At 60.1% G+C, this 14,832-nt stretch carries 10 protein-coding genes, 1 tRNA gene and 2 pseudogenes; 6 read left to right on the plus strand and 7 right to left on the minus strand.

All coding sequences use genetic code 11. The annotated features are described in order from the left end of the window. Positions 1–226 precede the first annotated feature (226 nt). The 5 genes and pseudogenes from HX881_RS33290 to HX881_RS22510 all read left to right on the plus strand — a co-directional run. A pseudogene (locus tag HX881_RS33290) lies at positions 227–934 on the plus strand (cache domain-containing protein); the annotation flags it as partial. 369 nt (positions 935–1,303) lie between these two features. Beyond that, positions 1,304–1,792, plus strand: a pseudogene (locus HX881_RS33295) (methyl-accepting chemotaxis protein); the annotation flags it as partial. 162 nt (positions 1,793–1,954) lie between these two features. Continuing rightward, positions 1,955–2,698 (plus strand): gluconate 2-dehydrogenase subunit 3 family protein, encoded by a 744-nt coding sequence (locus tag HX881_RS22500; RefSeq protein ID WP_017129463.1) that lies wholly within the window; start codon positions 1,955–1,957, stop codon positions 2,696–2,698. Positions 2,699–2,700: 2 nt separating this feature from the next. Continuing rightward, positions 2,701–4,476: a GMC family oxidoreductase gene (locus HX881_RS22505; protein ID WP_042937110.1), complete on the plus strand. Its 1,776-nt coding sequence runs from the start codon at positions 2,701–2,703 to the stop codon at positions 4,474–4,476. A gap of 12 nt (positions 4,477–4,488) precedes the next feature. Next, complete coding sequence (locus HX881_RS22510; protein WP_017129461.1) at positions 4,489–5,850, plus strand: cytochrome c; 1,362 nt, start codon at positions 4,489–4,491, stop codon at positions 5,848–5,850. A gap of 136 nt (positions 5,851–5,986) precedes the next feature. Here the strand turns inward: HX881_RS22510 and HX881_RS22515 are convergent. The 7 genes from HX881_RS22515 to HX881_RS22545 all read right to left on the minus strand — a co-directional run bounded on the left by HX881_RS22515 (position 5,987) and on the right by HX881_RS22545 (position 11,921). Then, positions 5,987–6,062 (minus strand) — tRNA-Asn (locus tag HX881_RS22515). 67 nt (positions 6,063–6,129) lie between these two features. Further along, on the minus strand, positions 6,130–6,789 hold the full coding sequence (locus HX881_RS22520) for a glycoside hydrolase family 19 protein (protein ID WP_177086663.1): 660 nt from the start codon (positions 6,787–6,789) through the stop codon (positions 6,130–6,132). 59 nt (positions 6,790–6,848) lie between these two features. Next, positions 6,849–7,445, minus strand: coding sequence for a phage tail protein (locus HX881_RS22525; RefSeq protein ID WP_158683279.1), 597 nt, complete (start codon positions 7,443–7,445; stop codon positions 6,849–6,851). Beyond that, the gene (locus tag HX881_RS22530) at positions 7,432–10,218 is read right to left on the minus strand and encodes a hypothetical protein (protein ID WP_017129458.1); all 2,787 of its coding nucleotides are present in this window, start codon (positions 10,216–10,218) and stop codon (positions 7,432–7,434) included. The genes HX881_RS22525 and HX881_RS22530 overlap by 14 nt, the downstream gene beginning before the upstream one ends. Before the next feature lie 126 nt (positions 10,219–10,344). Further along, positions 10,345–10,686 carry a hypothetical protein gene (locus tag HX881_RS22535; protein WP_017129457.1) on the minus strand — a complete coding sequence of 114 codons (342 nt, stop codon included), beginning with the start codon at positions 10,684–10,686 and terminating at the stop codon, positions 10,345–10,347. 37 nt (positions 10,687–10,723) lie between these two features. Next, positions 10,724–11,305 (minus strand): hypothetical protein, encoded by a 582-nt coding sequence (locus HX881_RS22540; protein WP_146049236.1) that lies wholly within the window; start codon positions 11,303–11,305, stop codon positions 10,724–10,726. 67 nt (positions 11,306–11,372) lie between these two features. Further along, positions 11,373–11,921, minus strand: coding sequence for a hypothetical protein (locus tag HX881_RS22545; protein WP_017129455.1), 549 nt, complete (start codon positions 11,919–11,921; stop codon positions 11,373–11,375). A gap of 298 nt (positions 11,922–12,219) precedes the next feature. Between HX881_RS22545 and HX881_RS22550 the strand changes: the two genes are divergently transcribed. Continuing rightward, complete coding sequence (locus tag HX881_RS22550; RefSeq protein ID WP_177086665.1) at positions 12,220–14,769, plus strand: ATP-binding protein; 2,550 nt, start codon at positions 12,220–12,222, stop codon at positions 14,767–14,769. Positions 14,770–14,832 lie beyond the last annotated feature (63 nt).

Genomic DNA, 14,832 nt, shown 5'->3' on the forward strand with positions numbered 1-14,832 from the left:
GGAGTACGTCGATTAATTTTTGACGTCAAAATGCCATCATTTTTATCAAGATATTTCTAACCGGGTCGATACGCTGAAAAACCACACTGACCTGGAGGACATATCGTTCATGAAGCTTACAGTCAAAGGCAAATTGCTGTGTCTGGCTATCATCCCCTCGTTGTTGTTCGCATTGATTATCAGCGGCCTTGCGTCGTGGATGTTGCAGCGCACTGCCGACCAGCAAATGCTCGAAACCCGGGAGGGTTTGATCAAGCGCAATCGTGACGTGCTGAAGAACTATGTCGAGGTGGCCCTGACCACCATCAAGCCGCTGCACGATGCCTCGGCAAAGGGCGATATGGCGGCCCGTGACAAGGCCCTCGAATTGCTCAAACCGGTAAAGTTCGGGGAGGAAGGCTACTTCTTCGGTTACGACACCAAAGGCGTGCGCATCTTCCGTGGCGACAGCACCGCCGGGATCGGCAAGAGCTTCTGGGACACCAAGGATCCGGACGGTTCCTTCCACTACCAGACCTTTGTCGAAGTGGCTAAAAACGGCAAGCACTACGTCGATTACTTCGCGCCAAAACCAGGCCAGGAAAGTGTTCAGGTGCCCAAGCTTGGCTACACCATTTACCTGGAAAAATGGGACATGGTGCTCGGCAGCGCAATCAATATGGATGACATCGACGCCGCCATGGTGCTGGAGCAGGCAGCGGTAACCGAACGCACCCGCGCTCTGCTGGGCAGCATCTTCCTGGTGACCCTGGTGCTGTTGCTGGTAACCGCAACGGCCGGTATCTGGACCGCCAATGGTGTTGTCCGCCCGCTGCGTGTGCTCAAGACCAACCTGGATGACATTGCCGCCGGGGACGGTGACCTTACCCATCGCCTGGCGATCACCAGCAACGATGAGTTGGGTGATCTCGCCGCCTCGTTCAACCGGTTCGTCGACAAGATCCACACCATGGTCAGCCAGGTGGCGAAGATGACTACCGACCTCGACGGTCTGGTGCATCAGGCGACCCAGCAAACCTTGCGTTCTGAACAAGCGATGCAGCGCCAGCGCAACGAGACCGACCAGGTTGCCACCGCTATCCATGAAATGTCGGCGGCAGCCCAGGAAGTCGCGGTCAGTGCCCAGCGTGCTGCCCAGGCTGCGGCAGAGACCGACCAGCAAGGCCATGTCGCGCGCAAGGTAGTGGGCGACAACATCAAGGGAATGAGCGCACTGGTATCGGATATTCGCCTGAGCGGTACCAGCCTCGACAACCTGCAACAGGACGTGCGCTCCATTGTCTCGGTGCTCGATGTGATTCGCTCGATTGCCGACCAGACCAATTTGCTGGCGCTCAACGCCGCGATTGAAGCCGCGCGTGCTGGTGAAGCCGGTCGTGGTTTTGCGGTGGTCGCCGATGAAGTTCGCGCACTCGCCAGCCGCACGCAACAAAGCACTCAAGAGATCCAGGACATGATCACGCGCCTGGAAGCGGGTACCACTGCCTCGGTCGCCGCGATGCATCGTTCGACCGAAGCCGGCGAGGGTGCGAACCAGCAGACCAACGAAGTGGGGGTTTCGCTGGATTCGATCTCGGACCTGATCGGCACGATCAACGCGATGAACGCGCAGATTGCCAGTGCCGCCGAAGAGCAGACCTCGGTCGCCGAAGAGATCAACCGCAGCGTGCATCAGATTGCTGGCGCGGTGGAAAGCCTGGCCGATGAAACCGAGCAAAGCGCGCGCACCATGCGTGATGTGTCTTCGCTGGGTGCCAACCTGAACGGCCTGGTACGCCAATTCAAGATCTGAACAAGTGCGCCATTACCCTGAAACAGGTGGTGATAACCGTTTTAGCTACGGGTTATTTGTTAGCTTGATAATAATTAGGTAGCAATCAATTTGCCGTTTCCCACGGCAAATCATAAGAAAAACCCATGTACACCCGTGTTTAGACCCAGGAGTGAGTAACCGATGTCCGAGAACGATACCTCCCCAGGGCGTCGCGACTTTCTACGCAAGTCGTTGACGATGATCCCTGTTGTCACACTGGCCAGTACCGGCCTTTCCACTGGCGCCTTCGCGCAGACCCCGGCAAGCGACAGCCAGACCGGTACGCCGGTACCAGCCAAGGTCGCTGACTACAAACCGACGTTCTTCACCCCGCAGGAGTGGGCCTTCCTGATTGCAGCCTGCGACCGCCTGATTCCGTCCGATCAGGTTGGCCCTGGTGCCGTCGAACTCGGCGTACCGGAGTTTCTCGACCGGCACATGCAGACGCCCTATGCCAATGGCGGCATCTGGTACATGCAGGGGCCATTCATCGAAGCGGCGCCGGAGTTTGGCTACCAGGGCCGCCTCACGTTGCGCGAAACCCTGCGGGTCGGGATCAAGGCCATTGACGCCAGTTGCCAGAAAAACTTCGCCGGCAAAGCCTTCGCCCAGCTCTCGACCGCCCAGCAGGAAGACCTGTTGAAAAACGCCGAGAGCGGCAAGCTGGCGCTGGAAGACATTTCCTCGAAGCTGTTTTTCAGCAACCTGCTCAACGAAGTGCGCAACGGCTATTTCGCCGACCCGTCCCACGGCGGCAATAAAAACATGGGGGCGTGGAAGATGATCGGTTATCCCGGCATGCGTGCCGATTACATGGACTGGGTAACGGTGCGTGACAAGCCGTACCCGTTGCCGCCGGTTGATCTGGCCGGGCGAAGGGGTTGAGCATGGCGAACATCAAGGCAAAAGCAGACGTAGTGATTGTAGGTATGGGCTGGACCGGGGCGATCATGGCCAAGGAGCTCACCGATGCAGGACTGCATGTGGTGGTACTTGAGCGCGGCGCCGACCGTGACACGCAGCCTGATTTCGCTTACCCGAAAGTGGTCGATGAGCTTGAAGGTTCGGTACATCGCCGGTACCTGCAAAGCTTGTCCCAGGAAACCGTCACCGCGCGGCACAACCTGACCTCCACGGCTGTGCCGTATCGGCAGATGGGCTCGTTCAAACCGGGCACGGGTGTCGGCGGGGCAGGTAGCCACTGGTCTGGCTGCCACTTCCGCGCGCTGCCGGAAGACTTCAAGTTGCGCAGCAATACCGAGCAGCGCTATGGCGCCAAATTCATTCCCGACGACATGACCATCCAGGATTTTCCGGTCAGCTACGAAGACCTCGAACCGCACTTCGATCATTTCGAACACGTGTGTGGCACGTCCGGCAAGGCCGGTGTGATCCAAGGGGTGAAACAGGCGGGCGGCAACCCGTTCGAAGGGTCGCGCTCGCGTGAATTCCCGCTGGGCCCGAACCGTGATTACCTTGGTGCAGAGATGTTTTACGGTGCGGCCCGCGAGATGGGTTGGGACCCGTACCCGATCCCTGCGTCCAATGCATCGGCGCCTTACGTCAACCCCTACGGCTGCCAGATGGGCCCGTGCAACGCCTGCGGTTTCTGCAGTGATTACGGTTGCCTGAACTACTCCAAGGCCAGCCCGAACATCAGCATCTTGCCGGTGCTGCGCCAGCGCAAGAACTTTGAATTGCGTACCCATGCGCAAGTGCTCAAGGTCAATCTCGACAGCGATGGCAAGAAGGCCACTGGTGTGACGTACCTGGATGCCCAGGGGCGTGAAGTGGAGCAACAGGCCGACCTGGTGCTGCTCTGCGCATTTTCGTTGTTCAACGTGCACTTGATGCTGCTCTCGGGGATCGGCAAACCCTACGACCCACTGAGCGGTGAAGGCACCATCGGGCGCAATTACTCCTACCAGAACCTCAACCGAGTGGTGCTGTTTTTTGGCAAGGAAGTGCAGGCCAACCAATTCATCGGGATCGGCGGCGCGGGCACCACCATGGACAACCTCAACGGTAACCAGCTGGACAATGCCAAGGCCGGTTTTGTCGGCGGTGGGATCATCTGGGCACGCCAGCCGGGTGCCGGCCCGGTACGCGGGATCAACGTACCGCCGGGCACGCCCGCCTGGGGCACGCAGTGGAAACAGGCGGCCAGCGATGCGTTCCGTCACTCGTTCTACTTCGAAGTGCAGGGCGCCTGCATGTCTTACCGCCAGCACTACCTGAGCCTGGACCCAACCTACAAGGACGGTTTCGGTCGGCCGCTGCTGCGGATGAACTTCGACTGGCACAACAACGAGATCAAGGCGTCGCAATTCCTGGTCGGCAAGGCGTTGGAAATGTCGAAGATCCTCAACCCGACCGCCATGGCCGGCGACGCCAAGAAGCCGGGTGAGCACTACAACATCACCAAGTACCAGAGTACCCACACCTGTGGTGGCGCGATCATGGGCAGCGACCCGAAAACCTCGGCATTGAACCGCTACTTGCAGTCGTGGGACGTGCATAACGTGTTCGCCATAGGCGCCAACGCGTTCCCGCAAAACAACGGTTACAACCCGACCGGCATGGTCGGCGCACTGGCGTATTGGTCTGCCTCGGCGATTCGTGAGCAGTACCTCAAAAACCCCGGCCCGCTGGTTCAGGCATAAGGAGAAAGACCGATGAAAAAGTTTCTCCTGAGCCTGGTTGGATTGGCTGTGGCGGTTTTGGTTGGATTGTTGGTGTTCGCTTTCTGGCCGACACACACACGGGCATTGCAAACGGCACCTGAAGCCGGGCAGGCCGCGTTGATCGAGAAAGGGCGCTACCTGGCTGACGCAGGTGATTGCACGGCATGTCACACCGCCAAGGGGGGGCAACCGTTCGCTGGTGGCTTGGCGATTGCCTCGCCAATCGGCACGCTCTACAGCAGCAACATTACGCCAGACAAAACCACAGGTATCGGCGGTTATTCACTGGAGGATTTTGACCGCGCGGTTCGTCACGGTATCGCGGCCAATGGCAGCAGCCTGTACCCCGCCATGCCTTACCCGGCGTATGCCAAGGTCAACGACGATGACCTGCGGGCGCTCTACGCCTATTTCATGCACGGCGTCACGCCGGTCAATGCCGAGAACCGCGCCAACGCGGTGCCGTGGCCGTTGTCCATGCGCTGGCCGCTGGCGATCTGGCGCAAGGTGTTTGCGCCCGACCCCGATGCGGTGGTGTTCAAGGCCGATGGCTACAAGGACGCCGGGGTGGCACGTGGTGCGTATCTGATCCAGGGCCTGGGCCACTGCGGCAGTTGCCACACACCGCGTGCGGTGACCTTGCAGGAGAAGGCGCAGGATGAGTCCAGTCCGGCCTACTTGTCTGGTGGACCAGTGATCGATGGCTGGCTGGCAGTGAATTTGCGCGGTAGTCCGGCGGACGGCCTGGGCAGTTGGAGCCTCGACGACATTGTCGCGACCCTGCGCAGTGCCCGCAGCGAAACCCATGCAGTGTTGGGTGGTGCGATGGGCGATGTGGTGGTTCACAGCACCCAGAACCTCAACGATAGCGACCTGCACGCGATGGCGGCGTACCTGAAAACGCTGCCTGCCGGCGAGCGTCAGGTATCGGGTTTCAGCGCCGACCCGGCCACCGCCAAGGCCTTGGCTGCGGGTCAGGAGGGCAGCCGTGGTGCGCAGCTGTACATCGACAACTGTGCGGCCTGCCACCGTACCAACGGTCAGGGCGACGCGCGGGTATTCCCGAAAATCGCCGGTAACTCGTCGGTGCTGTCTGAAGATCCGGTGTCGATGATCCGCCTGGTGCTGGCGGGCGGTAAATTACCTGCCACCACTACCGCGCCTTCTGAGCTGGGGATGCCGGGTTTCGCCTGGCGCCTGTCGGATGAAGAAGTGGCACAACTGCTGAGCTTCATCCGCACCAGTTGGGGCAACCAGGCGCCGACCGTCAACGCAGCACAGGTCAAGCAACTGCGGGACACTTTGCCGAAGTCGTCACCTGATGTTTCGCGCACGGATATCGCCAGGCCATAGGCGGTGCGATAGTTGAAGAGGGTGGGCTGACGTGCAAGGCGTCAGCCTTGCCGATGTGGCCAAAACGAAAAAACCGCCAGAAGGCGGTTTTTTCGGTGGTTTCAGAGATTTTTAAAGCCTTCCCCGCAACCTTGTCTGGCTCCACGACCTGGACTCGAACCAGGGACCCAATGATTAACAGTCATTTGCTCTACCAACTGAGCTATCGCGGAATGAGATGTATGTTACTGATATAAAAAGAGAAGTCAAGCCTGGAAAGTGATGCGCGCAAATCGCGACCTATCTCCGGTCAGGGGTCGGGTTATCGGCGGCATCTGACTCGACAGGTACTTTCAGCACTTGCAGGGCGGTGTGGTAAAGCGCCAGTCGCTGGTCTGCGCCATTCGAACCGCCGTTTATGATTTGGGTGATTTCCTCAAAACACCTGTGGTCCGCCAGGTGATTGAGATTGTTGCATTTCCAGAACCAGCCGGCGGACAACGCAGCTCCCGATGGCTCGGCAAGCTGGCCAGGGTTGTCGATCAGGCCCAGTTCGAGTTCTGCATCGCAATCGCGATAGTTATCGCGGAAGGTCAGTTGAATCAGGCCGCGCCCTCGGTATTTCCAGCCGTCTCCCGTATTGGCGAGCCCGTTGCCGTAGCGGGAAGCGTAGGCGATGTTGGCGATCATGTCTGGTTTGTACGCGCATTCATTGGCTGCCTTGCAATTGAAGCGATTTTTCCAGAGAAGCATCAACTGGGCTGCGCTGTAGTCGAGATTTTCGCTCAGTATGCGTAACTGCTCACTTTCATAACCTACCTGGGCGAGAAAGGCGGCGATACGCAGCGGGCTGTCGATTGCATACCTCTGCATGGCTTCATTGAGAGGGGCGATGAACAAGGCGGCGGAGTCGCCCGATTTCGGCAGGATCGCCCGTAATACTTCTAGAGTGATGGTCATCCCTGTTTCCTCTGAGAGTTATGTCTGCACGGTGTTGCGCGGCGGGCTGTCGGTTTTGCTCAACCGCGATGGTGGATGCGATACCGATAACGAATGATGTGGTTGAGATACAGATTGACCGGGCGCGTTTCCTTGGCCGTGCGTGGCGTGTCGTAGTCCGGGCTGGTGTCCTCGACAATGTCGGCGGTGGTTTTGGGGGCAGGGTCGAGGATCCAGCCTGGCGTACCTTCCCCGACTGCCGGCGGCCCTTTCTGGACCAGGGCGGTGTAATGGTGTTCGTGCCCCTGGAAGGCATCGGCCTGCAATGTCCCGACCCGATTGCCGACCGCCCCTTTTCCATCGGAACTCGATGCCTTGCGCGAATCTTTGTCGGGGTCTGTCGAACTATCGGCGCTGACGCCCCGGATGAATCGACCGCGCAGGTCTGGCAGATTGAAATGATCGGCATCCTTGTAGCCATATGCCTGGCCGATCACACCAAACAACTCCGGATAATCCTGACGATTCAATGAGGCGCCGTTACAGAACAACCAACCGGCGCGGGCAAGGTTGGTCCTGATCTGATCCAGGTTGACGCCATCCCCGGAATCGGAGCTGGCCAGGGGACCCGCATAGGGGACAACCGCTCCCACCGGGAAACAATCATTCATGTCCATGATTGATCGCCTGTGTCGGCTCTTGAGCGGTGGTCGGCATTGCCGGCAGTTGCGCCCCTTGCTGCAAGTACAGCAGCGAGGTCGGTAGCCGTACGGTCCAACGCCGACGTGTGCGCGCGACGTAGTCGGGCTCTGGTCCCTGTAGTTCTTCCAGCAAAAAGAGCGTGCCTTCGGTGACGGGAGTGCAGTGGATATCACCGATCCAGGGCTGGGGGAATTGCAGGGCAAACAGCAGTCGGGCCTCATGCCCCGGAGCGACCGGTATCCGTGCGGTGGCAACGCTGGCTTGCAAGAAGCGCGTGAACAGTTTTTCGGAGGTGGACGCGGTGATGGCAAGAGCGCCCACCGGGTCCTCCCCAACGATCTGCGCTTCGTAATGCCAACCCATTTCAGTCCAGCGCAGTTGTGCCGCCAGGTACCCGGCGTCGGTAGCCGGGGCGGGTGCCAGCAATGCCAGGCAGCCCTGCATCAGGGTTGTACGCTGTATTTCAGTGGTATGCCCGGCGCTGGTACTGGCGATCTGTCGGGCCAGTGCCGCCTGATAGTCATCCTGGGCCTGTTGCCAGGCCTGCTGCAGACGTTCGTAGGTACGCACTTGCCAGGACACCAGCAATGGGTCGCCATTTGTGGTGTCGCGCTTGCAGTTCACTTCGAGCGTCACACCCCAGACGGCGGCGGCCGACATGGCTGTCACGGGAATAGCCCCGATGAGACCTGCGACATGCTGCAGTTCCACGCTGCTGACCTGCGAGACCGGCATCGGCGTAGGTGTGATCACCACGTTGCCCACGCTGGTCGAACTGTTGGTGCTCGGTGTGACGACGGTCAGTACCGCGGGTGTGCTCGTTGTGCCGGGAATAGTCTGGACCTGGCCGGCAACGGCGCAGGTCAGGTTGTGCTGATTGTCCAGGAGGGCAAGGGTCATCTGCCCGTCAACGCCCAGATAACCTTTGGGAACGCTCAGGACGCTCAGGTCACCCACCAGCATCTGGTTGACCGTGACGACCACTCGGCGCGTGTCCGCCGGCGGTGGGGCCATGTCGCTGAGCCCGTATTGTGCGCCCAGGGCCTGATAATTGCTCGGCAGCACATCACTGTAACTGTCGATTGCAGGCGTTGAGTCGGCCAGGGAAAGGGGCGCGCAAAGGGGTGGGGAACAGGACTGCAGAACTTGTTCGGTCCAGCTCTGGGCGGGTTCCTTTATCTTGAACTCCAGCACCAGGCGCCGGCCGATATCCACCAAATGCACCTGCATCAACTTGTCCACCCAGTGATAGATGCCAACCAGACGCTGGTTGCCGGCATTGTCGATCAGACTGCTCCGGCGACGCTCGCAGGCCTGCCGCCAGACATGCCCACGATGCCGGGTCACCCGATCGCCGATATGCCGGGCGGCCTTTTCGGTCAGTTGTTGTATCCGTTGCGAGCGATCCTGCTCTGCCCACGAGGCACCGGCGTTGGCGCCTGTCCAACTGCCGCTGAGGTACTCATTGAGGTTTTCATAGCTCGGTGAGACATCGCTCAGGTTGCGTGCAACCCCTTCGCTGGCCATGACTTCCTGAAGGGCATTGGTGAGGTCGCTGCTGGCGGATGTCTGCTGGCTCTGGTCACGTACGCTTTGCCGCTCGGTGTCGTTGTCGTCGTGCTCCTGGCGATAGCTGCGCGATTGTTCCTGATGTTCCTGGCGCTCATGGGGCATGACGTTGACGACATCGGCCAGTTCCCCCGGGCTATAACCCAGCAGGCACTGGTGCGCGCGCTTCAGCGTGGCCGGTCCCAGTATGCTCCATGTGCTGTCGGTCGCGGGCGCCGCAAGGGCCAGGTCGGTGGTGGTGACGGCGTCGGGAAGTGCGGTGATTGCCGACAGTACCAGTGTCCGTGTCCCGGGGGCTTCGAGGCGGGGGTCGCACTGCTCCAGGCGGTCGAGGAAGTGTCCTGTACGCAATATGTCGATCAACTGCGCTGCGAGACCGGCCTGTTGGCTTGTACCTGTTAGGGCCAGGACAAACAGGCTTTGCCAGACGCTGGCCTGACTGCTGGTCCAGTCCGCGCTGGCGAGGAAATGATCGATCTCTTCACCCAGCAGCAGCTCGGTCTGTTTCCAGATATCGGGTAATGACTGTTCGCCGGGGAGTGTGGCCAGCAACTCCAGGCGTAGTGCCGGAAAGCGGTTGATGGGGGCCGGCAGGGTCGAGATATCACTGATGAAACCGCCGAACGCCAGGGCGGTGGCCTGTTTTTCGGCCGTATTGGTGCACTGGCTCAGGCTGGTATAGAGCGGCAGGCTCTCCGGTGACTTGAGGCGGATGAAGCGCAGTTGCATGTCGGCGCGTTCACCCGGCGTGAGTGGATGCAGCCAGATGAAGGGCGGCAGATCCATGGCCTCGTGAGGCATTTCGGTGAATGACTGCCCGTCTTCGTCAATGAGCTCGTGAGGTTGGGCGTCCAGTAACCAGCCACCAATGGCGGTGTTGAGAAACTTGTCATGGCTCAGGGGCAGGTTGCCTATCAGGTGCGCTTCCCCGGGGGCGATATCCAGTGTCAGTGTGACTTCTATGTTGCCTACCTTTTTTTCCACCCAGCGCTCCGGGTGAGCAGGGGTTCCGAGCTGGAAGGGGTATGCTTCGTTGAGGTTGCGGTAGAGGATCTGACCACTGACTGAGGTCTTGTCATCGCCCACGATCCAGGAGATTTCCAGCTCGATACCGCCGCGTGCGACGATTTTCCATGGGGACTGTCGGTGCGCCATCTCCACCGCTTCGTTGTTGCTCATGGTGTGCTCCTGCAATAAGTCCTGGGCAGCGGTTTGGGCCAGTTGTCCTGACTCCGAAGGCATGGAGAGGGCGGCTGGCGTCGTGCATGAGAGCGCTGTCCGGTATGGGCTGTCCTTTTGATGCGTTCAGTTGTCTTGAGGCGGCCTGGTGTCGCCGGCTTTGGCCTCATCGCCCTGGGTGACCTGTGTCAGCCTGTACGTGGCCTCGTCCGCCACTGCCGAGCACAAAAGCGTTGCGTTGGCGGAGGTCGGGCTCAGTTCGGGTGTCAGGATGCTGACCTTGGTTTTGTTCGAAGTGACGATGGCATACGCGCGCCATCCGCCACTGTCCGGATCGGTCGGGTGAGTCGCCTGGCCACCGGGCGGTAGCGTCAGCATGGTCAGTTGATCCTTGTCGTCGGCTATCAGGTAGGTCACCTGGGCGTCCGTAGTGTCGGCGGTGAGTGTCAGTTTTGTCGGGTCGGCCATGTTGTTCATTCCTGCCAGAAGGCGTAGGTGTCGGGCATCATCGGTGATGCCTGCGGACTATCAGGTTGATGATGGGGCTGGTATTGCCCTGGTGTGTCCGGGTATCGATCAGAAGGTCGCTGTACCACTGCTTGATCGGTACACGGGCGGTGGTGACCCCATTGACGAGGGCCACGACTTCCATGCCCGCTGCGGCCAGCAGAGTGCTACGACTACTCGGCAACTCGAATGTCCTGGCGAAAGGACTGCGCAGGAAGCGGACTTCAAACCGCACGCTGCCCGCACACTGGTTGTACAGCTCGATACCTTCGGCGGTGCCTGGTGCTTCGTCGTCGAGACGGAACTGGTAGGTATCCCCCCGGGCTTGCATCTTGGCGACCAGACGTCCCGGTTTTGCCGGCGGATGCGCGGGAGCCATATGGGTCACGCAAGTGTTTTCATCGGTGAAATAGGCTCGGATATCGATGCCACTGCCCTCGGGATCGGGAATCGACAGGCCGGCACCGGCACCGAGCCAGGAGTCCCAGATCAGGCAGTTTTCCTGGTAGAACCTGAGCTGCACGGCACAAAGACTGCGATTGAGAACCCTGAGAGCGGACGTCCGAGCGTGTAGAGTCACGGGAATTATCCTGGCGGCAAGGCAGCCATAAGGGCGATGTGCCATTATGGCTGCTTCTGATGCCTGCTTAGCCGGTGATGGTCAGCGAGTAATAGTCGCGCTCAAGGATCGAACCGTTGGTGACGGCGGTGACGGTGGCTTTAGGACTGGAGGTCACCAGTGTCTCGGTGGTGACACCGTTGATCACGGCATAGATGTAGAACGTGTTGCTGATGTCCAGGGTCTGGTTCTGGCCACTGTCGTTCACCACGATGTTTTGCAGCGGCTTGCCATCTTTGAGGATGGTGAAGGTTACCGGATTGATGCAGGTTTTCTGGAAGCTCAGCTGGTTGGAGACGTTGCTCGGGAATTCAACCACATCGAACTCATAGGTTCCCTGAGCCTTGACCTGCAGGACTTGCGCCAGGAAGCCCATGCTGCCTGACACATCCAGTGGTGCAGAGGTGTAGGTGTTGCCTTCGATCAGGGTGGTAGCGGTGATCTGGTAGGTGTCGCCCACTGGGACGGTTTGCATGGCGTTCGGTTGGATGGCCGGCAGGTTGGAAATGATCTGCTGACCCTTCTTGACGACGTACTGGGCATCGAACTGGGTCTGGTTGAGCAAGGTAATAGTCATGAACAGCTCCTGGGTGTGGGCTTGGCCTTCGCCCGAATGGGGTTGGGTGGCCTGTGCAACGTGTCGGTTTCCGGTTCCAACACACTTGAAAACCGGGTTGTCAGTTTTGTTGTGTCAGCGCAATCCTGGCTCAGGATCGGTGCTCTGGAGGCCTGGCCGGTTGACGGAAGTGACTTTCGAGTAAGGAGGGGGCCCAAGTCCTTAAGCGCCCTGAAATCGGGCTGAAATTTTCTGAAGATCGATGTTCGCCCTGGCTCGAAGGGGCAGAGGCTCGAGCAGGTTGTTTACAGGGAAGAAAATGACGCGCGACTACCGATTTGGACGATTTGAAGTTCGCCCAGCCGAGCGGAGGTTGTATGTCGATGGCAGTCCCATTGTCTTGGGAACTCGTGCTTTTGATGTATTACTGGCCTTGATCGAGCGCCGCGAGCGCATGGTGACCAAAGGCGAGCTGCTTGAGCTGGTGTGGCCGAACCTGTTCGTCGAGGAAAACAACCTGCAGGTTCAGGTTTCGACATTGCGCAAGGTGTTGGGAGGACAGGCGGTGGTCACGGTGACTGGCCAGGGCTACCGCTTTGCAATGGTGGTGGAGGAACCGCCTTTACCCTCTGCCGGGGCCGTTGATGCGCTTGTGCCAAGCCTGCCCGCGGCGCTGCGAAAACTCATGGGGCGGGATCGAGAGCTCGTCGATCTGCTGGAGCTCGTCCAGGCTTACCCGCTGGTGTCTGTCGTCGGGGCGGCGGGGATAGGCAAGAGTGCATTGGCGCTGGCGGCGGCCCACCAGTTGAAACCTGCCGTCTGGGTCGAGCTCTCCGGTGTCACCGATCCGGAGCAGTTGGTGCAGACGATTGCGCGCGCTGCGATGCTGCCGATCCGAACCGATGAGCCACTGGGCGAATTACTTCTGGCCCTGGGCCCCCTCGGGGCCGTGCTGGTCCTTGATGGCGCCGAACATCTGCTGGAGGCCATCGCCCGGTTCGCCGGGGCCGTTGGCAAGAAAGCGCCTGGAGTTCGATTGCTGATTACCAGCCAGGCCGCGATCAGGGGCGAAAGCGAGCGGGTCTTTCGGCTCGCAGGCCTGTCGGTGCCCGGCACCGATGTGTCGGCCCACGAAGCCATGCAGTATGGGGCGGTGAGCTTGTTCGCCGACCAGGCACAGGCGGTCGACCGTACCTTCAGGGTCACCCCCGAGAATGTCGCCGCCGTGATTTCCGTGTGTCGGCAGCTCAACGGCATGGCCTTGCCGATCAAGTTGGCCGCCGCCAGGTTGCCCTTGCTCGGGGTGCGAGGCGTGGCATCGCGGCTGGGGGAACGTCTGGGGATGTTGAACGGTCTCCGGCGAGGTGGCGGCGGTAGTCGCCAGCAGACCGTTGGTGCGGGACTCGACTGGAGCTATAGCCTGCTCTCTACCCCGGAGCAGACCTTGTTGCGTCGCTGCGTGGTGTTTGTCGCAGGCTTCACCCTGGAGTTGGCGACGGCGGTATGCGGTGAGATCACGCTGGATAAATGGACCGCGATAGATGCCCTGGATGCCCTGGTGGATCGATCGCTGGTCGAGGTTCAGGACGGTCCGGTCCGGCGTTACCAACTTTGCGAGTATGTAGTCGAGTACGCCAGGGCCAGGTTGCACCAGGCGGGGGAAACAGAGCTTTTGCGTCATCGGCACGCGTTGAGTTGCACCGAGTTGATGATCCGGGCGTATGAGGCTTACTGGGACTGCGGTGACAAGTATTGGCTGGAGGACTATGCAGCGGACACCGACAACGTCCGGGCGGCATTGGACTGGAGCCTGGAACACCAGCCGGAACTGGCCTTGAGGTTGCTTGGTGTATCCGGCCCGCTGTTCTTCCAGCAAGGGCTGGTCAGTGAAGGTCGCCAGCGTTTTCTTGCGCTTGAGTCCGTTGCCCTGGCACTGGATCGGACTCTTGTGCTGGAGGCTTCACCCTTCGAGCTGGAGACACTGCTGGCCAGGTACTGGCTGGAGTTCAGTCGGCTGCATGCGGGGAACGGCACATGCCGTTCGACGGATTTTGCTCCCCGGGCACTGGCGTTCTATCGCTCGCTGGATGATCCGCGTGGGGTTTTCCTGGCGCTGTGTCGAGCCATGGACTGTGCGTTCCTGCCATCTGGCGAGGCACCTTGCATTCTCGAGGAGATTATCGAAATCGAGTCTGCCGACTGGTCGCCTCGACTGCGGGCCGAGCGACTGATGGCGGAAGTCAGCCTGTACCAGCGTTGCGAGCAACCCGAAGAAGCCTGTTTCGCCCTGGAGTCCCTGCACCTGTTGGCGCTGTCGGCAGGGCTGGAAAGCATTGAGCGGCTGGCACTCAATGCCCAGGCCAAGCTCAACCTGGCCAGGGGCGAGTATGAGCGTGCCCTGCAGCGCAGTCAGGCATTGTGCCGCCAGCGTGGTATCCATCGAAACATCGTCCTGCCACATGCCTTGGCCACGATGGCGATGGCTTTGCTCTCGCTGGGCAAAATGCGCGAGGCGCGCAAGGTGCTGGTGGACTTCGTGGCCGAGTCCAGGCGCCTGGGCTGGGAGTGGTTCGGTCTGTATACCGATCTTTTTGTCTGGTTGGCGGCACTGGAGAACCGGCTCGCCGCTGCCGCCCGCCTGATGGGGTATGCAAAGCTTGCCTATGACGCCGCGGGGGCACGGGATTTCGGCACGACAAGAATCCGTGTGCGCAACTCGCATATGATCTTCAAACGCCTGGACAAACCATTCATTTCCCGACTGATGGTCGAAGGCGCCCGCATGGACCGTGAGATGTTCTGCACTCTGGCATTGTCCAGGCAATCCGTCGAGCAGGTGATGCCGACGGCATCCGAACTGGAGGATTGAGCGCCGGGTGTCAGGCGAAACACGGGTTGCTTTGACTTCCGAAAGTCGAGGCATTAACTTCGC

The sequence above is a fragment of the Pseudomonas gingeri genome (assembly GCF_013386115.1).
Lineage (GTDB): Bacteria > Pseudomonadota > Gammaproteobacteria > Pseudomonadales > Pseudomonadaceae > Aquipseudomonas > Aquipseudomonas gingeri.